The sequence below is a fragment of the Streptomyces sp. NPDC087901 genome, from assembly GCF_044742205.1.
Taxonomy (GTDB): Bacteria; Actinomycetota; Actinomycetes; order Streptomycetales; family Streptomycetaceae; genus Streptomyces.
The window spans coordinates 134,929-153,423 of the sequence record NZ_JBIUUC010000008.1; the positions used below are offsets into that span (position 1 = coordinate 134,929).

Annotated in this window: 16 protein-coding genes; all 16 read right to left on the reverse strand. The window is 70.4% G+C overall.

All coding sequences use genetic code 11. The features are described from left to right. Positions 1-115 precede the first annotated feature (115 nt). Positions 116-553 (reverse strand): hypothetical protein, encoded by a 438-nt coding sequence (locus tag ACIOEW_RS24410; RefSeq protein ID WP_362545023.1) that lies wholly within the window; start codon positions 551-553, stop codon positions 116-118. A 260-nt stretch (positions 554-813) separates the two neighbouring features. Further along, entirely contained in the window at positions 814-2,202 is a 1,389-nt protein-coding gene (locus ACIOEW_RS24415; protein WP_362545026.1) for an MraY family glycosyltransferase, read from the reverse strand. Between the two features lie 116 nt (positions 2,203-2,318). Then, positions 2,319-3,578: a serine hydroxymethyltransferase gene (gene glyA, locus ACIOEW_RS24420; protein ID WP_362545029.1), complete on the reverse strand. Its 1,260-nt coding sequence runs from the start codon at positions 3,576-3,578 to the stop codon at positions 2,319-2,321. A 182-nt stretch (positions 3,579-3,760) separates the two neighbouring features. Then, positions 3,761-4,402: a protein-tyrosine-phosphatase gene (locus tag ACIOEW_RS24425; protein ID WP_350990735.1), complete on the reverse strand. Its 642-nt coding sequence runs from the start codon at positions 4,400-4,402 to the stop codon at positions 3,761-3,763. Next, entirely contained in the window at positions 4,399-5,046 is a 648-nt protein-coding gene (locus tag ACIOEW_RS24430) for an L-threonylcarbamoyladenylate synthase (protein WP_266782896.1), read from the reverse strand. Before ACIOEW_RS24430 ends, ACIOEW_RS24425 begins: the two co-directional genes overlap by 4 nt. 61 nt (positions 5,047-5,107) lie before the next feature. Then, positions 5,108-5,953, reverse strand: coding sequence for a peptide chain release factor N(5)-glutamine methyltransferase (prmC, locus tag ACIOEW_RS24435; protein ID WP_326738782.1), 846 nt, complete (start codon positions 5,951-5,953; stop codon positions 5,108-5,110). Positions 5,954-6,002: 49 nt separating this feature from the next. Continuing rightward, entirely contained in the window at positions 6,003-7,079 is a 1,077-nt protein-coding gene (gene prfA, locus ACIOEW_RS24440; protein WP_362545034.1) for a peptide chain release factor 1, read from the reverse strand. Positions 7,080-7,229: 150 nt separating this feature from the next. Next, positions 7,230-7,454, reverse strand: coding sequence for a 50S ribosomal protein L31 (rpmE, locus tag ACIOEW_RS24445; RefSeq protein ID WP_326657941.1), 225 nt, complete (start codon positions 7,452-7,454; stop codon positions 7,230-7,232). A 163-nt stretch (positions 7,455-7,617) separates the two neighbouring features. Next, positions 7,618-8,718 carry an LCP family protein gene (locus ACIOEW_RS24450; RefSeq protein WP_401965896.1) on the reverse strand — a complete coding sequence of 367 codons (1,101 nt, stop codon included), beginning with the start codon at positions 8,716-8,718 and terminating at the stop codon, positions 7,618-7,620. Positions 8,719-9,117: 399 nt separating this feature from the next. Next, positions 9,118-11,178 carry a transcription termination factor Rho gene (gene rho, locus ACIOEW_RS24455; protein WP_401965899.1) on the reverse strand — a complete coding sequence of 687 codons (2,061 nt, stop codon included), beginning with the start codon at positions 11,176-11,178 and terminating at the stop codon, positions 9,118-9,120. A 387-nt stretch (positions 11,179-11,565) separates the two neighbouring features. Further along, on the reverse strand, positions 11,566-12,483 hold the full coding sequence (gene thrB / locus ACIOEW_RS24460; protein WP_401965901.1) for a homoserine kinase: 918 nt from the start codon (positions 12,481-12,483) through the stop codon (positions 11,566-11,568). A 483-nt stretch (positions 12,484-12,966) separates the two neighbouring features. Further along, complete coding sequence (gene thrC / locus ACIOEW_RS24465; protein ID WP_350990725.1) at positions 12,967-14,037, reverse strand: threonine synthase; 1,071 nt, start codon at positions 14,035-14,037, stop codon at positions 12,967-12,969. Positions 14,038-14,043: 6 nt separating this feature from the next. Further along, a complete protein-coding gene (locus ACIOEW_RS24470) occupies positions 14,044-15,345 on the reverse strand; it encodes a homoserine dehydrogenase (protein ID WP_362545046.1) in 1,302 nt (433 codons plus the stop codon). Between the two features lie 125 nt (positions 15,346-15,470). Then, positions 15,471-16,862 carry a diaminopimelate decarboxylase gene (lysA, locus tag ACIOEW_RS24475; protein ID WP_401965904.1) on the reverse strand — a complete coding sequence of 464 codons (1,392 nt, stop codon included), beginning with the start codon at positions 16,860-16,862 and terminating at the stop codon, positions 15,471-15,473. A gap of 26 nt (positions 16,863-16,888) precedes the next feature. After that, complete coding sequence (gene nrtL, locus ACIOEW_RS24480; RefSeq protein ID WP_401965907.1) at positions 16,889-17,971, reverse strand: ArgS-related anticodon-binding protein NrtL; 1,083 nt, start codon at positions 17,969-17,971, stop codon at positions 16,889-16,891. A 55-nt stretch (positions 17,972-18,026) separates the two neighbouring features. Further along, positions 18,027-18,440 (reverse strand): response regulator, encoded by a 414-nt coding sequence (locus ACIOEW_RS24485; protein WP_401965910.1) that lies wholly within the window; start codon positions 18,438-18,440, stop codon positions 18,027-18,029. Positions 18,441-18,495: the final 55 nt, after the last annotated feature.

Consider the following 18,495-nt stretch of genomic DNA (forward strand, 5'->3'; position numbering starts at 1 on the left):
GCATTTGAGCCTCGCGATCGAGCAGGCGTCAGCTCACATGCCCGCGCCCGCAGTGCCGCAGTTGGAACCGGACGATAGCAGGGTCGCGAACCTGCACTTATTCCGCCCCTACCCTTCACGCTGCGGACCCCGGCTTCTTGGGCTTTTCGTCCTTGTCGGACTCGGGTTCCACGTAAAGGATCTTGGCCTTCATGTGCGCACGCGCCTGTGCGCCGATCCACACGAGTGTCGTCACGACCAGAGTGATCGCGAAGGCCTTCGGGTTGAACAGCGAGGTGTTCTTGAATACGGCGACGAAGATGAACAGCAGCAGGAGTTGCGCCGTGTACAGCGCAAGCCCCATCGCCTGGAAGAGGTGAGGCATGGACCGGGCGGTCCGTTGCAGGACCATCAGTCCGATCCCCATGAAGAGGATGACCACGATCGTCGCAACGATCGCGCCCAGGGCTCCCTTGCCACCGGCGACGCCAGCGCTGATCGCGGCGGCGACTGCGCCGGCGACAGCGGTGGGTACGGCGGCCTGGAGGAGAGTCCGGACGTCGTTGGACGGCATGGCGGCAGCTCCGCTTGCTGGGGGTGGGCAGTGTGTCGTCATGGACGAGCGTAGGCCCGGTCCGAGTCGATGCCTCGGGGCCAAGGGACCGTGCTACTCAGGTCCTTCGGCTCTGGCACCGGGTTCGTGAACGGTATCACAAACTATTTGATGAGGTCTTTACCTAGAAAGTGTGCTTGCTGTCACACGTGAGGACTAATCGGCACGTGTGAGCAAGGCAACTCAACGACTTGTCTGGTATTGCACCCTGATGACCCAAATCATCGGCGCGTTGAATCGGCCTTGCGCCGGTCCGCGAATCGCGAACGGGGGCCGATCGCGGTCGCTCCGTTGACGCCGGACACCCCGGCGGCGATCGGGGCCTGCGGCGCGGGCTCGTGCCCATCCTGCCCCATCTGGTCGCCCAGGGGCCCCTGTTGGTCCTCCGGCCCCTGCGAAGGATCAGTCCCGGGCTCCGCCTCGTGGCGCCTGCGGCGGCGATAGCGCGGCGGTACGACGCGTTCCGCCCAGCGGGGGGCGCGCGGGGTGAAGCGGGGCATCAGCAGCAGGATCAGGCCGAGCGCGCTCAGCCCCACGATCAGGAGCACGATCCACATCGACGTCGAGTGCACCGAGTAACCGACGGCACCGAAGGCGATCAGGGCCGACCAGAAGTACATGATCAGCACCGACCGGCTGTGCGAATGGCCGATCTCCAGCAGCCGGTGGTGCAGATGGCCGCGGTCCGCGGCGAACGGCGACTGGCCGTTCCACGTGCGCCGCACGATCGCCAGCACCAGGTCCGCCGCCGGGATCGCGATGATCGTCAGTGGCAGGAGCAGCGGGATGAAGACCGGCAGCATCGCGTGGGTCGCCTGCCGTTCGCTTCCCGCGAAGAGCTTCATCGCGTCCGGGTCGACCTGTCCCGTGACGGAGATCGCACCGGCGGCGAGGACCAGACCGATCAGCATCGACCCGGAGTCGCCCATGAAGATCCGCGCGGGATGCATGTTGTGCGGCAGGAAGCCGAGGCACATGCCCATCAGGATCGCCGTGAAGAGCGTCGCGGGGGCGGCCGCCTCGATCCCGTACCCGTACCAGAGGCGGTAGGTGTACAGGAAGAGCGCGGCCGAGGCGATGCACACCATGCCGGCCGCCAGGCCGTCCAGGCCGTCGACGAAGTTGACCGCGTTGATGGTGATGACGACGAGTGCGACGGTCAGCAGCGTGCCCTGCCACTGGGTGAGCGGGACCGTGCCGACACCCGGGATCGGCAGCCACAGGATCGTCAGGCCCTGGAGCACCATGACGGCCGCGGCGATCATCTGTCCGCCCAGCTTGATCAGGGCGTCGATCTCGAACTTGTCGTCCAGGACGCCGATCAGCCAGATCAGGGCTGCCCCGGAGAGCAGCGCCCGCGGTTCGTTGGAGAGCTCGAAGACGCCGTCGAGGTTGGACAGGTGATCGGCGACGATCAACCCGGCGCACAGCCCGCCGAACATGGCGATGCCACCGAGCCTCGGTGTCGGTTCGCGGTGGACGTCGCGCGCACGGATCGCGGGCATCGCCCCGACCGCGATGGCGAACTTACGCACCGGGCCGGTGAGCAGATATGTCACCGCGGCCGTGACACAGAGCGTCAGCAAGTAATCGCGCACGGGCTGCCCCATAAATGTCGCCGGCTATCTCAGCCCACACTTTAACTAGGTCGGCCTCATGGTTGAGGACACAGAGCTCCCCGCGATGGTTGCACAGGCTGTCACCATTACGGATATCAGGGATTATTTCACCCAGGGTACGGCGGGTGCTGCGCCGCCATCTCCCGCACCTCCGCGAGAACGTCACCCTCTCCGCGCACCGCGGACCCCATGAGGACCGCGAGGCGCGCCATGTCGGAGTCGTCCATGCCCTGGGTCGTGACGGCCGCGGTTCCGAGCCTGATGCCCCGGGCGTCGCCGTACGGAAGCGCGCAGGTGTCCAGCACCAGGCCGGCGGCGGCCAGCCGGGCACGGGCGGTGGGGCCGTCCACGCCGAGGGGGCCCGGGTCGGCGACGATCAGGTGGGTGTCCGTGCCTCCGGTGGTGATGTCGAATCCCTCGGCCTCCAGGCCGGCCGCCAGCACCCGGGCATGGTTCACCACGTGATGGGCGTACGCGGCGAAAGCGGGCGCGGCGGCCTCCCCGAACGCGACGGCCTTCGCCGCCACCGTGTGCATCTGGGCGCCGCCCTGTGTGAAGGGGAACACGGCCCGGTCGATCCGCTCCGCCAGTTCCGCACTGCAGAGGATCATGCCGCCGCGCGGCCCGCGCAGCACCTTGTGCGTAGTGGCGCAGACCACGTCCGCGTACGGCACGGGGTTGGGTGCCGCTCCCCCGGCGATCAGGCCCATCGGGTGCGCGGAGTCGGCGATGAGGTAGGCGCCCACCTCGTCGCAGATCTCCCGGAACAGCTCGTGGTCGGGATGACGCGGGTAGGAGATCGAGCCGCTGACGATGGCCTTCGGCCGGTGTGTGCGGGCCAGGGTACGGACCTGGTCGTAGTCGATCAGCCCGCTCTCGGAGTCCACCCCGTAGCCGATGAACTCGAACCAGCGGCCGGAGAAGTTGGCGGGCGAGCCGTGCGTGAGGTGCCCGCCGTACGGGAGTCCCATCGCGAGCACGGTGTCACCGGGCCGCAGCAGCGCCGCGTACGCCGCGAGCACGGCCGACGATCCGGAGTGGGGCTGCACGTTGGCGTGCTCGGCGCCGAAGAGCGAAGTGGCACGGCGGACAGCGATGCGCTCGGCCGCGTCCGCCTGCTCGCAGCCGCCGTGGTGGCGGGCGCCGGGATATCCCTCGGCGTACTTGTTGGCGAGCGGGGAGCCGAGGGCGGCCAGGACGGCGGGCGAGGTGAAGTTCTCCGCCGCGGTCAGCTGCAGGGTGTCGGACTGGCGGCGGAGCTCCCCCACCAGCACATCGGCGATCTCCGGATCCTCCCGGAGCAGGGCGCCGAAGTCCTGCGGCAGGGCGGCGACGGCGGAGGGTGCGTCAGCGGTGGTGACCGGCATCGAGGGCTCCGGGCCTGGGGAGAGGGGACGCCTGAGGAGGCGGCGTCAGCTCCAATGTAGGCCCGTGATGGGTCTGCGGCGCGCTGTCACGGGCCGTGGTACACCCGTCCGGGCCCAGGGGCGTCCGGCACTCGCCGTACGGCCGTCAGCGGGCGCGGACGGCCCCTCGTGCGCCCGTCCGTTCAGCGCGGCGCCGACACGCCCGTCAGCGCGGTGACGACCGGGTCCAGCGCCTGGTTGATCTCGTCCCCGATGGACCGGAAGAACGTGATGGGGGCGCCGTACGGGTCGTAGACCTCATCGGCCTCGACGGTCGGGGCCAGCAGCCAGCCGCGCAGCGCGGCGGCCGCGCGGACCAGGGCGCGGGCGCGCTCGACGACGCCCTCGTCACTCGCGTCGGGCAGCGTGGCGGGGTCTATCGCCCGGACCAGCCGGGTGAATTCCTTGAGCGTGAAGGTGCGCAGTCCGGCCGAGTGACCCATGGAGATCACCTGGGCCCGGTGGTCGCGGGTGGCGGTGAGCACCAGGTCGGCGCGGATCACGTGCTCGTCGAGCAGTTCGCGGCCGACGAATCCGGTGGCGTCGGCGCCGAAGTCGGCGAGGACCACCTCGGCGTTGGCCTCCATCGGGGCACCCTCGTGTCCCCAGGTGCCCGCGCTCTCCACGATCAGCCCGCCCAGGAGCGGGTCGCCCAGGCGGTCCACGAGGGCATGCCGCGTCAGCCGCTCGGTGATCGGTGAGCGGCAGACGTTGCCGGTGCTGACGTGGAGGATGCGGAAGGTATCGGTCTGACCCGCTATGCCACGCCCCTCAGGGGCGGTCAATTGGCCACCTCAAGGTCGGGTACCACCTTGCGCAGCTCCTCCGCGGAGAGCGCACCGGCGCGCAGCAGGACCGGCACCTTGCCGGTGACGTCGACGATCGAGGACGGCACGATGCCCGGCGTCGGGCCGCCGTCGAGGTACACGGACACGGAGTCGCCGAGCATCTCCTGGGCGGCGTCGCAGTCCTCGGGCGAGGGGTGTCCGGTGAGGTTGGCGCTGGAGACGGCCATCGGGCCGACCTCCGTGAGCAGCTCGATGGCGACCGGGTGCAGCGGCATCCGGATGGCGACGGTGCCGCGGGTGTCGCCGAGGTCCCACTGGAGCGACGGCTGGTGCTTGGCGACGAGCGTGAGGGCGCCCGGCCAGAAGGCGTCCACCAGCTCCCAGGCCTGCTCCGAGAAGTCGGTCACCAGGCCGTGGAGGGTGTTCGGCGAGCCGATCAGGACGGGGGTCGGCATGTTGCGGCCGCGGCCCTTGGCCGCCAGGAGGTCGACGACGCCCTCGGAACTGAAGGCGTCCGCACCGATCCCGTACACGGTGTCGGTGGGCAGCACGACCAGTTCGCCGCGGCGGACGGCGGACGCGGCCTCGCGCAGACCCGTCGTACGGTCCGTGGCGTCGTTGCAGTCGTATCGCCGTGCCATCAGCCGGCCTCCTCAAGCATGTACGGGTACGGGTAGGGCTGGAACGGGTGGTGGCCGCCGGTCACGGCATGGCCTTGCGGGCCGTGGCGAACCGGGGACGCCTGTTGAGGTCGGGGTGGTCGGCCGCGTCGGCCCAGCCCCGCTCCTCGGTGAAGATCCACGGCACCTGGCCGCCCTGGGTGTCGGCGTGCTCGATGACGACGAGGCCGCCGGGGCGCAGCAGGCGGTGGGCGGTGCGCTCGATGCCGCGGATGGTGTCGAGGCCGTCCTCACCCGAGAAGAGGGCCATCTCGGGGTCGTGGTCGCGGGCCTCCGGGGCCACGTACTCCCATTCGGTGAGCGGGATGTACGGCGGGTTGGAGATGACCAGGTCGACCTGGCCGTCGAGCTCGGGAAGGGCCGTCAGGGCGTCTCCGCGGTGCACGGTGACCCTGGACTCCTCGGCGTTCTTCCTGGTCCATTTGAGGGCGTCCTCGGACAGCTCCACGGCGTGCACGCGCGAGCGCGGCACCTCCTGGGCCATGGCGAGGGCGATGGCGCCCGATCCCGTGCAGAGGTCGACGATCAGCGGCTCGACGACGTCCATCGCGCGGACCGCGTCTATCGCCCAGCCGACGACCGATTCGGTCTCCGGCCGGGGCACGAAGACTCCGGGTCCCACCTGGAGCTCCAGGTAGCGGAAGAAGGCCCGGCCGGTGATGTGCTGGAGCGGTTCGCGGGCCTCGCGCCTGGCGATGGTCTCCCAGTAGCGGGCGTCGAAGTCGGTGTCCGGCACGTTGTGCAGCTCGCCCCGCTTGACGCCGTGTACGAACGCGGCGAGCTCCTCCGCGTCGAATCGCGGTGAAGGGACACCGGCGTCGGCCAGCCGCTGGGTGGCCTGGGCCACCTCGGCGAGCAGCAGGTTCATCGCGGTTCTCCGTACGGGTTCACGAGCGGGGCGGGCGGCGGGACAGGACTTACGCGGCGGCGAGCTTGGCTGCGGAGTCGGCGTCGACACAGGCCTGGATCACAGCGTCCAGATCCCCGTCGAGCACCTGGTCCAAGTTGTACGCCTTGAAGCCGACGCGGTGGTCCGAGATCCGGTTTTCCGGGAAGTTGTACGTACGGATCTTCTCGGACCGGTCGACCGTTCGCACCTGGCTGCGGCGTACGTCGGACGCTTCCTGCTCGGCGGCTTCCTGGGCCGCGGCGAGAAGCCTCGACCGCAGGATACGCATGGCCTGCTCCTTGTTCTGGAGCTGGCTCTTCTCGTTCTGGCAGGAGGCGACGACGCCGGTGGGCAGGTGCGTGATACGGACCGCGGAGTCGGTGGTGTTGACGGACTGGCCGCCGGGGCCGGAGGAGCGGTACACGTCGATACGGAGATCGTTGGCGTGGATCTCGACGTCGACCTCCTCGGCCTCGGGCGTGACGAGCACACCGGCGGCGGAGGTGTGGATGCGGCCCTGGGACTCGGTGGAGGGCACGCGCTGCACACGGTGCACGCCGCCCTCGTACTTCATCCGGGCCCAGACGCCCTGGCCGGGCTCGGTGGCCCCGTTGCCGCCCTTGGTCTTCACGGCGACCTGGACGTCCTTGTAGCCGCCGAGCTCGGACTCGGTGGAGTCGATGATCTCGGTCTTCCAGCCGACGCGCTCGGCGTAGCGGAGGTACATGCGCAGCAGATCGCCGGCGAACAGGGCGGACTCGTCGCCGCCCGCACCCGCCTTGATCTCCAGGAGCACGTCCTTGTCGTCGCTGGGGTCACGGGGTACGAGCAGGAGGCGGAGCTTCTCGGTGAGGAGCTCCCGTTCCTTCTCCAGCTCCTTGACCTCGGCGGCGAAGTCGGGGTCGTCGGCGGCGAACTCACGGGCGGTCTCGATGTCGTCGCCGGTCTGCTTCCAGGAGCGGTACGTGGCGACGATCGGAGTCAGCTCGGCGTAGCGCTTGTTGAGCTTGCGCGCGTTGGCCTGATCCGCGTGGACCGACGGGTCCGCGAGCTTCTTCTCGAGATCGGACTGTTCGCCGATCAGTTCCTCGACCGCCTCGAACATCTTCGGGCTCCTGGTTTCTTCACTCGTCGTGCCTGCCGGCCGGCGGATGCCTGCCGGGCGGGATACGGGAATGCCGTGTCCCGGCCGGAAAAAAACGCCGGCCCCGGCGCCCCCGGGAAGAGGGCGCCAAGGACCGGCGCATTCGGCTCGCTACTTGCTGGCGGAGCCGGCGGCCTTGCCGAAGCGGGCCTCGAAGCGGGCCACGCGGCCACCGGTGTCGAGGATCTTCTGCTTGCCCGTGTAGAACGGGTGGCACTCGGAGCAGACGTCGGCACGGATGGCGCCGTTGTCCAGGGTGGACCGGGTGGTGAACGACGCGCCACAGGTGCAGCTGACCTGAGTCTCGACGTACTGGGGGTGAATGTCGCGCTTCAAGGGTTTCTCCTAGGTTCGGGAGGGCGCCGGGTCGTACGCGCGGATTGCGCGTCCGTGAACCGGGGCCGACGTACCAGTCTGCCAGGACTGGCCGTATCTCCCAAAACGGGGGTCGGCCGCCCACTATTCCCGGGCGGCCCGGATCACGACCCCGGGGAGGCCGTCACTGCACGATCTGCCCGGCGTCACCCTTGTCGCCCGCCGACTTCTCGGTGGCGGAGGCGGGAATCGGCTGATCGTTGCGGAGCGCGGCCCACACCTGCTTCCCGGCTTCCTCCAGCGGTACGACGCGGTTCGGGTCGGCCGGGTCGTACTCGACGGGCAGGGTCACCATGTGGACGTCGTTCGCGCCGAGCCCCTTGAGGCCGCTCGCGAAGCTCGTGAGCGCGGTGACGGAGCCGAGGTCGGAGTCGGTGGTGATGGCCTTGGTCGCGGTGTCCGCGATGCCGTACAGCTTGGTGCCGTTGAGGATGCCCACGCTCTTGGCCTGTTCCATCAGCGCCTTGATGAAGGCCTGCTGGAGCTGGATGCGGCCGAGGTCGCTGCCGTCGCCGACGCTCTTGCGGGTGCGGACGAGGCCGAGCGACTGCTCGCCGTCCAGGGTGTGGGTGCCCGGTTCGAGGTTCAGGTGGCTCTTGGGGTCGTTGATCGCCTGCTTGGTGGTGATCTCGACGCCGCCGAGCTTGTCGACGAGCTTCTTGAAACCGGTGAAGTCGACCTCGATGTAGTGGTCCATGCGGATCCCGGACATCGACTCGACGGTCTTGACCGCGCAGGCCGGTCCGCCGACCTCGTACGCCGTGTTGAACATCGCGCGCTCCTCCCCCGCGACAGGCTGTCCGCTCTCGTCGCCCGTGCACTCGGGCCGGGTGACAAGGGTGTCGCGCGGGACGGAGACGACGCTCGCCGTCTTGTGTCCCTTGTTGACGTGCACGACCATCGCGGTGTCCGAGCGGGCTCCGCCCTGGTCCTCGCCGTACTCCGCGTTCGCGCCGGAACGGGAGTCGGAACCGAGCACGAGGATGTCCTCGGAGCCGTTGTCGACGTTTTCGGGGCGGTTCTTGCCGAGGGCGTTGTTGATGTCGACGGCCTTGAGATTGCCGTCGAGGTGGAAGTAGGCGTACCCGAGCCCCGATCCGCCGACGACGACGAGGCCGGCCAGGCTCCACGCGGCTATGACGGTCGCCCTGCGGCGGCGGGACGCCTTCCTCCGGCGCTTGCCGGTGGCCCGTATTCGGCTCGTGCTCCCGCTCTGCTCGCTCATCCGTCTCCTCGTGTCCTCGGCTGCTCCCGGCTACCCCCTGCAGTGGCGTGCGGGTCCGTATGCCGCTTTGTCGCCCTTGGAGTCGCTCGTGGTGTCGCTCTTGGTTACGACGTGGCGGCGACAAGAAGGGTTGCACAGCGCCCTGTGGACTCCGGGTAAGGCCGGTGCCGGTCCACGGGGGGCGGGAACAGCCGGTGATCCGGCGCTCACCTGCGATTTCTTGCCCGTTGCAGGCAACGAGGCATCGCCGTGGGGCCCACCGGCCGTGTGGCGAAGGTCTCGGGGCGGCCATGGGCGCCGAGCCGGGCGACGGCACGGGGCGGCAACGACGACACAGGGCCGCCCCCGGCACCGAAGTGACGGGGGCGGCCCTGTGTTCTGCCGGTCAGGCCCTGCGAACTAGTCGTTGTTGCCCGGGGCCGGCGTCGTCTTCTGGATCTGGAGCAGGAACTCCGCGTTGGACTGGGTCTTCTTCATCCGGTCCAGGAGCAGCTCGATCGCCTGCTGCTGGTCGAGCGCGTGGAGCACCCGGCGCAGCTTCCAGACAATCGCCAACTCATCGCTGCCGAGAAGGATTTCTTCCTTACGGGTGCTGGACGCGTCGACGTCCACCGCGGGGAAGATGCGCTTGTCGGAGAGCTTGCGGTCGAGCCTGAGCTCCATGTTGCCGGTGCCCTTGAACTCCTCGAAGATCACCTCGTCCATGCGCGAGCCGGTCTCGACGAGCGCGGTGGCCAGGATGGTCAGCGAACCGCCGTCCTCGATGTTGCGCGCCGCACCGAAGAACCGCTTCGGCGGGTACAGCGCGGTCGAGTCGACACCACCGGACAGGATGCGGCCGGAGGCCGGGGCGGCGAGGTTGTACGCGCGTCCCAGACGGGTGATCGAGTCCAGCAGGACGACGACGTCGTGACCCAGCTCGACGAGACGCTTGGCGCGCTCGATGGCCAGCTCGGCGACGGTGGTGTGGTCCTCGGCGGGACGGTCGAAGGTCGAGGAGATGACCTCGCCCTTCACCGACCGCTGCATGTCGGTGACCTCTTCCGGACGCTCGTCGACCAGGACGACCATCAGGTGGCACTCGGGGCTGTTGACCGTGATCGCGTTGGCGATCGCCTGCAGGATCATGGTCTTACCGGTCTTCGGCGGGGCCACGATCAGGCCTCGCTGGCCCTTGCCGATGGGGGCGACCAGGTCGATGATCCGCGTCGTCAGGACGTTGGAGTCGGTCTCCAGGCGGAGCCGGTCCTGCGGGTAGAGCGGCGTCAGCTTCTGGAACTCCGGGCGGCCGCGGCCGGTTTCGGGCGCCATGCCGTTGACCGAGTCGAGGCGGACCAGCGCGTTGAACTTCTCGTGGCGCTCGCCGTCCTTGGGCTGGCGCACGGCGCCGGTGACGTGGTCACCCTTGCGCAGGCCGTTCTTGCGGACCTGGGCGAGCGAGACGTACACGTCGTTCGGGCCCGGCAGGTAGCCGGAGGTCCGGATGAACGCGTAGTTGTCGAGGATGTCCAGGATGCCCGCGACGGGGATCAGAACGTCGTCGTCGCTGACCGGCGGTGCGTCGCTCGCGAAGTCGTCGCGGCCACGACGGCCACGGCGGTCGCGGTAGCGGCCACGACGGCCACGACGGCCGCCCTCGTCGTCGAAGTCGTCCTGCGGTCCGCCGCCGCCCTGCTGGCCCTGGTTCTGGCCCTGACCGCCCTGGCCACCACCCTGGCCCTGGCCCTGGCGCTGCTGGCGCTGGCCGCCCTGGCCACCGCCCTGCTCGTCGCCCTTGCCACGGCGGTCGCGCTGACGGTCACGGCGGTCACCGCGGTCGCCCCGCTCACCGCGCTGGCCGCGGTCCTGGCGGTCGCCGCGGCGTCCCTCGGCGTTGTCCGCGGCGGCTTCGGCCTTGGCCTCGGAGCGGTCCTCGGCAGGGGCCTCGTTCTTCGGCTCGTCCTGCGTGCGGTCCTTGGCCTGCGCCTTGGTGTCCGGCTTGCTGTCCGGGCTGCCCGCCTGCGCGGTCGCACGGCGCCGACGACGCTCGCCCGTGGGCTGGTCGTCGCTGGCCGGCTGGCCGGGGATGTCGATCTGCTGCTGGGCCGCGGCCTTCTCGGCGGGCGCGGCGGCAGGGGTCTCGGCCCCGGCGCCGGTGCGGGCCTTGGAGGTGGCCCGGCGCTTCGGCTTGGTCTCCGCCTCTTCGGCGGGGGCCGCGGCGGCCTTGGCCTTGGACGCGGAGGAGCCGCCGGCCTGGGTTTCCTTGATGACCTCGATCAGCTGGCTCTTGCGCATCCGCGCAGTGCCCTTGATACCGAGGCCGGACGCGACCTGCTGCAGCTCGGCCAGGACCATGCCGTCAAGGCCGGTGCCGGAGCGGCGGCGCCGTGCGGTGGTGCCAGTGGCAGCACCTTCGGCAGGCGCGGCGCTGTCGACGCTCTTGTCGGCAGTCACGCCCATCAGATCGGTGGTGTCGCTCACGAAGGGTCCTTCCCTGGAGCGGACGTCGGCCTTCTGGCTCGGCGACCGGTTGTGCTGTCCGACTGCGGTCTTCGGTGCGGACCGTGCCGGGGCGGTGGTCCGCCGGATAGGTACGGCGGAGAGATGAACGTGTGCATGGGCCCGGCGCGAGCATCCCCCTGCTCGGCCCACTCCTGGACAAGCGAGGGGTGTCGTGCCGGTTCCGGAGCGTGCTCGAAACTGCTCAGGCAGGCTGCTCAGGCAGTTGGGGAGGCTCCCGGAAGAAAAGGTGGTCCCGGAAAGGGACACGAAGCAACGCGCCACATAGACGTCGATTGCAGACTTGAGGTTAACACTACCGGCTCCAACAAACATTCCCCCTCTCACTCACCGGCAATCACTTCTCGGCTACGGGGCGAGCGGCAGCACACTCGCACCCCGGGCGTCGAGCGCGAGCCGATTGGCCGCCCATCCCTCGCCCGCCAGCCGTGCGACCTTGTCGGCCGCACCGTCCTCGGCCAGCGCCAGCACGGTCGGCCCGGCGCCGGAGATCACCGCGGGCACGCCGTCGGCGCGCAGCCGGTTCACGAGTTCCACGCTCTCCGGCATCGCCGGTGCGCGGTACTCCTGGTGGAGCCGGTCCTCGGTTGCCGTGAGCAGCAGCTCGGGGCGCCTGGTCAGGGCCTCGACGAGCAGCGCGGCGCGGCCGGCGTTGAAGGCGGCGTCGACGTGCGGGACGGTCCGCGGCAGCAGTCCGCGGGCGGTCTCGGTGAGCACCGGCTTGCCGGGAACGAAAACCACCGGAACGATGGAATCTGCGGGGTCCATCCTGATGGCACGGGCCGATCCGCCGTCCATCCAGGCAAGCGTGAAGCCGCCCAGCAGGCAGGCCGCGACGTTGTCCGGGTGGCCCTCGATCTCGGTGGCCAGCTCCAGCAGGGCAGCGTCGTCGAGCCGGGCGTCACCGCCGGTCGTCACGGCTCGGGCCGCGACGATACCGGCGCAGATGGCGGCGGAGGAGGAGCCGAGGCCGCGGCCGTGCGGAATGCGGTTGGCGCAGACGATCTCCAGCCCGCGGGGCTGTCCGCCGAGCAGGTCGAAGGCCGTGCGCAGGGACCGTACGAGCAGGTGCTTCTCGTCGCGGGGCAGCGTGTCCGCGCCCTCGCCGGCGATGTCGATGTGCAGCCCGGAGTCGGCGACCCGGACGACTACGTCGTCGTACAGGCCCAGCGACAGGCCGAGGGCGTCGAAACCCGGGCCCAGGTTGGCGCTGGTTGCGGGGACGCGCACCCGGACGGCGGCGGCTCGGAAGGCGGGACCGGCCATCGCTCTGACGACTCTCCTTGTGAGGCGGCGGGGAATTCGAGGAGCTGCGGGGTATTTCGGGGTTCTTCGCGGCTCTTCGGGTTCTGCTCTGTTGTGCGGCTCTTCGGGTTCTTCTGGGCTTGGGGATTTCCGGGGGTCTGCGGGTGTGTGGGGATTCTTCGGGGCGAATGCGGCAGCGGGTGTGGCCTGACCCCGGGAATGAACCGACGGCCGCAACGGCCCGAGCACCACGGCATACGCGGCGGGGCGGGTTGGGTACAGCTTATCGAAGGAAGGTTCTGTCGCGACATAGGGCGCACAGGAGGCGCACGATGCGTGTCGCCCGACCTCGATGCGCTCGCCGCCCCGAAAAGGGGCGTTTGAGCTGCCTTCCTGACGAACCGTCGCCCCGTACCGCTGTCACGGACCGTCGGACCGTTGCCACGGCCGCACCCCGGGCCCGTCGTCCGGTCCGGGGGTGCGGCCGCACTGCGGCGGTTACGGCTACGCGAGACCCAGCTTCTCGGCGGCGGTGGCCGCGTCGACCGGGACGGTGACCGGCTGGGGGGCGCCGGCGACGGCCCAGTCCGGGTCCTTGAGCCCGTTGCCGGTGACCGTGCAGACGATCTTCTGGCCGGGGTCGACCTTGCCCTCTTCGGCGGCCTTGAGCAGACCGGCGACGGAGGCAGCCGAGGCGGGCTCCACGAAGACGCCCTCCTGCGAGGCCAACAGACGGTAAGCCGAGAGGATCTGGCGGTCCGTCACCTCGTCGATGAAGCCGCCCGACTCGTCCCGCGCGGCAAGCGCGTACTGCCAGGACGCCGGGTTGCCGATCCGGATGGCGGTCGCGATGGTCGACGGGTCCTTGACGATCTCGCCGCGCACGATGGGCGCGGAACCGGAGGCCTGGAAGCCCCACATCCGCGGGGTGTGTGCGGCCATCGCGTCCTTGGCGTACTCCGTGTACCCCTTCCAGTACGCGGTGATGTTGCCCGCGTTGCCGACCGGGAGGACGTGGATGTCCGGGGCGTCGCCGAGCGCGTCGACGATCTCGAACGCTGCGGTCTTCTGGCCCTCGATGCGGACCGGGTTGACCGAATTGACCAGCGCCACCGGGTAGTTGTCCGAGAGCGAGCGGGCCAGCGTCAGGCAGTCGTCGAAGTTGCCGTCGACCTGGAGGATCTTGGCGCCGTGCACGAGCGCCTGGCCCATCTTGCCGAGCGCGATCTTGCCCTGGGGTACGAGGACGGCGCACACCATGCCGGCCCGCACCGCGTACGCGGCGGCGGAGGCGGAGGTGTTGCCGGTGGAGGCGCAGATGACGGCCTGCGCACCCTCCTCCTTGGCCCGGGTGATGGCCATGGTCATGCCGCGGTCCTTGAAGGACCCGGTGGGGTTGGCGCCCTCGACCTTGAGGTACACCTCGCAGCCCGTGCGCTCGGAGAGGACCTGAGCGGGAACGAGCGGCGTGCCGCCCTCACGAAGCGTGACGACGGGCGTCGTGCTCGTGACCGGAAGACGGTCCCGGTACTCCTCGATGATGCCGCGCCACTGGTGGGTGCCCTTGGTGGTCATGGGTCCTTACTCCCCTTCAACACGCATGATGCTGGCGACACCGCGCACGGTGTCGAGCTTGCGCAGCGCTTCGACGGTCCCGGAAAGGGCGGCGTCGGGCGCGCGGTGGGTGACGACGACGAGCGAAGCCTCGCCGCTGCCGTCCTGTCGGACTTGCTGGCGGACCGTATCGATCGATACGCCCTGTTCGGCGAAGACCGTCGCGACCTGGGCGAGTACGCCAGGCTTGTCGGCCACGTCGAGGCTGATGTGGTACCGCGTGACGACGTCGCCCATGGGGCTCACCGGCAGGCGCGTGTACGCGGACTCACCGGGCCCGGGGGCCTCGTTGAGTTTGTTGCGGCAGACCGCGACGAGGTCGCCGAGGACCGCGGAGGCGGTCGGTGCGCCACCGGCGCCGGGGCCGTAGAACATCAGCTGTCCGGCGGCCTCGGCCTCGACGAACACCGCGTTGTACGCCTCGCGGACGGAGGCCAGCGGGTGGCTGAGCGGGATCATCGCGGGGTGCACACGGGCCGTGACCGACTGCCCGTCGGCAGCACGCTCGCAGATGGCGAGGAGCTTGACGGTGCAGCCCATACGGCGGGCCGAGGCGATGTCGGCGGCGGTGACCTCGGTGATGCCCTCGCGGTGCACGTCGCCGATCTTCACCCGGGTGTGGAAGGCGATTCCGGCGAGGATCGCGGCCTTGGCGGCGGCGTCGAAGCCCTCGACGTCGGCGGTCGGGTCGGCCTCGGCGTATCCGAGGGCGGTGGCCTCGTCGAGCGCCTCGGAGTAACCGGCGCCGCTCGTGTCCATCTTGTCGAGGATGAAGTTCGTGGTGCCGTTGACGATGCCCAGGACCCGGTTGACCTTGTCGCCGGCGAGGGACTCGCGCAGCGGTCGTACGAGCGGGATGGCGCCGGCCACGGCGGCCTCGTAGTAGAGGTCCCGGCCGTGCTGCTCGGCGGCGGCGTGCAGGGCCGCACCGTCCTCGGCGAGCAGCGCCTTGTTGGCCGAGACGACGCTCGCGCCGTGCTCGAAGGCGGTGGTGATGAGGGTACGGGCGGGCTCGATGCCCCCGATGACCTCGATGACGACGTCGATGTCGCCCCGTTTGACGAGGGCGGTCGCATCGGTGGTGATCAGTGCGGGGTCGATGCCCTCACGGACCTTGGAGGGTCGGCGCACGGCGACACCGGCGAGCTCCACCGGTGCGCCGATGCGCGCGGCGAGGTCGTCGGCGTGCGTCGTCATGATGCGCGCCACCTCTGAGCCGACCACTCCACAGCCCAGCAGCGCCACCTTCAGCGGACGCGTACGCATCATCCGACCTCGTTTCCTTTACATCTGATGTGTGAACCAGTCTCACTCACCGGACGGGGGTTTCCGCCACCCGTCCGGATCCTGAGATGTTTAGCGGGTTCCTGGGGTGTCCCCCGGGAAATAAACCATCAGCCGACGTCGAGACGCAGAAGATCTTCCTCCGTTTCGCGCCGGACGATGACCCGCGCCTGTCCGTCGCGCACGGCGACGACGGGCGGACGCAGGGAGTGGTTGTAGTTGCTCGCCATGGCGCGGCAGTACGCACCGGTGGCGGGCACGGCGATCAGGTCGCCGGGGGCCAGGTCGGACGGCAGGAACGCGTCCTTGACCACGATGTCACCGCTCTCGCAGTGCTTGCCGACGACCCGGACGAGCATCGGCTCGGCGTCCGAGGTGCGCGAGACGAGGGCGACGCTGTACTCGGCGTCGTACAGCGCGGTGCGGATGTTGTCCGACATGCCGCCGTCGACGCTGACGTACGTACGCAGCCCCTCCAGGGGCTTGATGGTGCCGACCTCGTACAGCGTGAAAGCCGTGGGCCCGACGATGGCGCGGCCGGGCTCGACGGAGATCCGGGGGGTGGCGAGCCCGTTGGCCTCGCACTCACGGGTCACGATGTCGCCGAGCGCCTTGGCGATCTCGTGCGGTTCGCGCGGGTCGTCCTCGGAGGTGTACGCGATGCCGAGGCCGCCGCCGAGGTCGATCTCGGGCAGCTCGATGCCGTGCTCGTCGCGCACCTCGGCCAGCAGCTGCACGACGCGCCGGGCGGAGACCTCGAAGCCGGCCATGTCGAAGATCTGCGAGCCGATGTGGGAGTGGATGCCGATGAGCTCGAGCCCGTCGAGGGTGAGCGCCCGCCGGACGGCCTCGGCGGCCTGCCCGTCGGCCAGCGCGATGCCGAACTTCTGGTCCTCGTGCGCGGTGGCGATGAACTCGTGGGTGTGCGCCTCGACGCCGACGGTCACCCGGATCTGCACGGGCTGGCGCCGGCCGAGACGCTGCGCGATGTGGGCGACCCGGACGATCTCCTGGAAGGAGTCGAGCACGATCCGGCCGACACCGGCCGAGATGGCCCGCTCGATCTCGTCGACGGTCTTGTTGTTGCCGTGGAAGGCGATGCGCGCGGCGGGCATTCCGGCGTCCAGTGCGGTGGTCAGCTCGCCGCCGGAGCAGACGTCGAGGTTGAGCCCCTCCTCCCGGAGCCAGCGCACGATCGCCCGGGAGAGGAAGGCCTTGCCGGCGTAGAAGACGTCGGCGCCGGGTCCGAACGCGTCGGACCAGGCACGGCAGCGGGCCCGGAAGTCGGCTTCGTCGAGGAAGTAGGCCGGGGTGCCGAACTCCTCGGCCAGCCGGGCGACTTCGATTCCGCCGACGGTCAGGGCGCCGTGCTCGTCCCGGGTGACCGTGCGGGCCCAGACCTTCTCGTCCAGGACGTTGAGGTCCTCGGCGGGGGCGGTGTAGTGGCCCTCCGACATGACATCGGCGTGACGGGGCCCGGCGGGGTGTGCGGATCGGCTCATCGTGTTGCTCTGCTCTCTCGGGTCTCTCAGAGGTGTTGGGGTGCGCTGATACCGAGCAGGGACAGGCCGCCGGCCAGCACCGTCCCGGCGGCCTCGGTGAGGGCGAGCCGGGAGCGGTGGGCGGCCGAGGGTTTCTCGTCCCCGACGGGAAGCGGTGAGGCGGCGTCATGGAAGGCGAGGAAGGCGTGCGCGACCGCTTCGAGGTGCCGGGCCAGCCGGTCGGGGGCGCGGTGGCGTGCGGCGGCGGCGAGCACGGCGGGGTGGTCGGCGAGGAGGGCGAGCAGCGCGAGGGCCTCGGCGCCGGGGATGTCGTCGGGGTCCTGGCCCAGGGCACCGGTGAATTCGAGGAGCGCCGCACCGCGGGTCAGCGCGTGGACGCGGGCGTGGGCGTAGCGGACCAGGAAGAGCGCGTTGTCCTCACCCTGGACGAGGAGGTCGTCGCCGAGGGGGGCGCGGTCGTGGCCCGCGGGCCGCAGCAGCCCCCAGCGGGTGGCATCGGGTCCGAGCCGGTCGAGCAGCTCGCCGGCTGTGGCACCGGCCGGGACGGGCCGTATCTCCGCACGGGGCGCGGGGGGCGGCCCCCCGGCGTCCGCGGCGATGCCCAGCCGCGCCCAGTCCGGGTCGGGCGCCTCGTCGCAGGTGACGGCCACGCGCGCACCCTGCGCCCGCGTGAGCCCGCTCACCGCGTGGGCGGTGACCGCGGCCCGGACCTCGCGAGGGTGGCTGAATTGCAGCAGGTCCCCGGCGAGTGCGTCGCCGTGCCCGTACCGCAGGCCCTGTTCGCGCACCCGGGACATCAGCGCGCGGTGCGCGGCGGCGTCTGCGGTGGCGTCGAGCGTGAAGTTCAGGAACCCGGGCCCGGTGATCTCGACCCGCCCGATCCCGGGCGCACCGGCCACCCGCTCCCGCAGGATCTCGGCCACTTCCCGCGCGGTCAGCGCGGCGGGGCCGGCCAGCTGGAGGGCGACGGCGCTGGCGTAGTCGCCGCGGCCGCCGGGCCGCGTCCTCTCCACTCGCACGCGCGCGGGCACGGGCGCGCGCAGGGCGTGCTCGTCCACGGCGCGGCGCACGGCGTGCAGCACGGTCGCGGAGAGATCGGCGGGGGTCACGGGACAAGCGTAGGCGAGGGAGGGGGGCCTTTCGCGAACGCGTTTCGCCATCCGGTCAGCCGGTGGCACTCTCCGCCCGCCCGGCCCCCTGCCTGCCGTCGAGCACCGGCGGCCGCCCGCGCTCCATCAACTGCCGTACGACCCGCACCAGCTCGCTCGGCTCGAAGGGTTTGGCGAGGAACGCGTCGACGCCTGCCGCGACACCGTTGTCCACCTCGTACGGCGTGCAGGCGCTGATGATCGCCACGGGCAGATGCCGGGTGCACGGATCGGAGCGCAGTCTGGTGGCCGTCTGCAGCCCGTCCAGCCGGGGCATCACGACGTCGAGCGTGATCACGTCGGGCCTGACCTGATGGACCAGATCCAGACACTCGACACCATCGGCCGCGGTCACGACCTCGAAGCCCTCCAGCTCGAGATTGACCCTGATCAACTGCCGGATGACCTTGTTGTCGTCGACAACAAGCACGCGGCCGCACGCCCCTGACACCCTTCGAGAGTAGGCGGGGCGGAGTGCCTGCGTC

Coding starts and splice junctions, on each gene's coding strand:
- ACIOEW_RS24410 (WP_362545023.1), bottom strand. CDS start 553: ATGCCGTCCAACGACGTCCGGACTCTCCTCCAGGCCGCCGTACCCACC.
- ACIOEW_RS24415 (WP_362545026.1), bottom strand. CDS start 2,202: ATGGGGCAGCCCGTGCGCGATTACTTGCTGACGCTCTGTGTCACGGCC.
- glyA (WP_362545029.1), bottom strand. CDS start 3,578: ATGCCGGTCACCACCGCTGACGCACCCTCCGCCGTCGCCGCCCTGCCG.
- ACIOEW_RS24430 (WP_266782896.1), bottom strand. CDS start 5,046: ATGGCACGGCGATACGACTGCAACGACGCCACGGACCGTACGACGGGT.
- prmC (WP_326738782.1), bottom strand. CDS start 5,953: ATGAACCTGCTGCTCGCCGAGGTGGCCCAGGCCACCCAGCGGCTGGCC.
- prfA (WP_362545034.1), bottom strand. CDS start 7,079: ATGTTCGAGGCGGTCGAGGAACTGATCGGCGAACAGTCCGATCTCGAG.
- ACIOEW_RS24450 (WP_401965896.1), bottom strand. CDS start 8,718: ATGAGCGAGCAGAGCGGGAGCACGAGCCGAATACGGGCCACCGGCAAG.
- thrB (WP_401965901.1), bottom strand. CDS start 12,483: ATGGCCGGTCCCGCCTTCCGAGCCGCCGCCGTCCGGGTGCGCGTCCCC.
- thrC (WP_350990725.1), bottom strand. CDS start 14,037: ATGACCACCAAGGGCACCCACCAGTGGCGCGGCATCATCGAGGAGTAC.
- ACIOEW_RS24470 (WP_362545046.1), bottom strand. CDS start 15,345: ATGATGCGTACGCGTCCGCTGAAGGTGGCGCTGCTGGGCTGTGGAGTG.
- lysA (WP_401965904.1), bottom strand. CDS start 16,862: ATGAGCCGATCCGCACACCCCGCCGGGCCCCGTCACGCCGATGTCATG.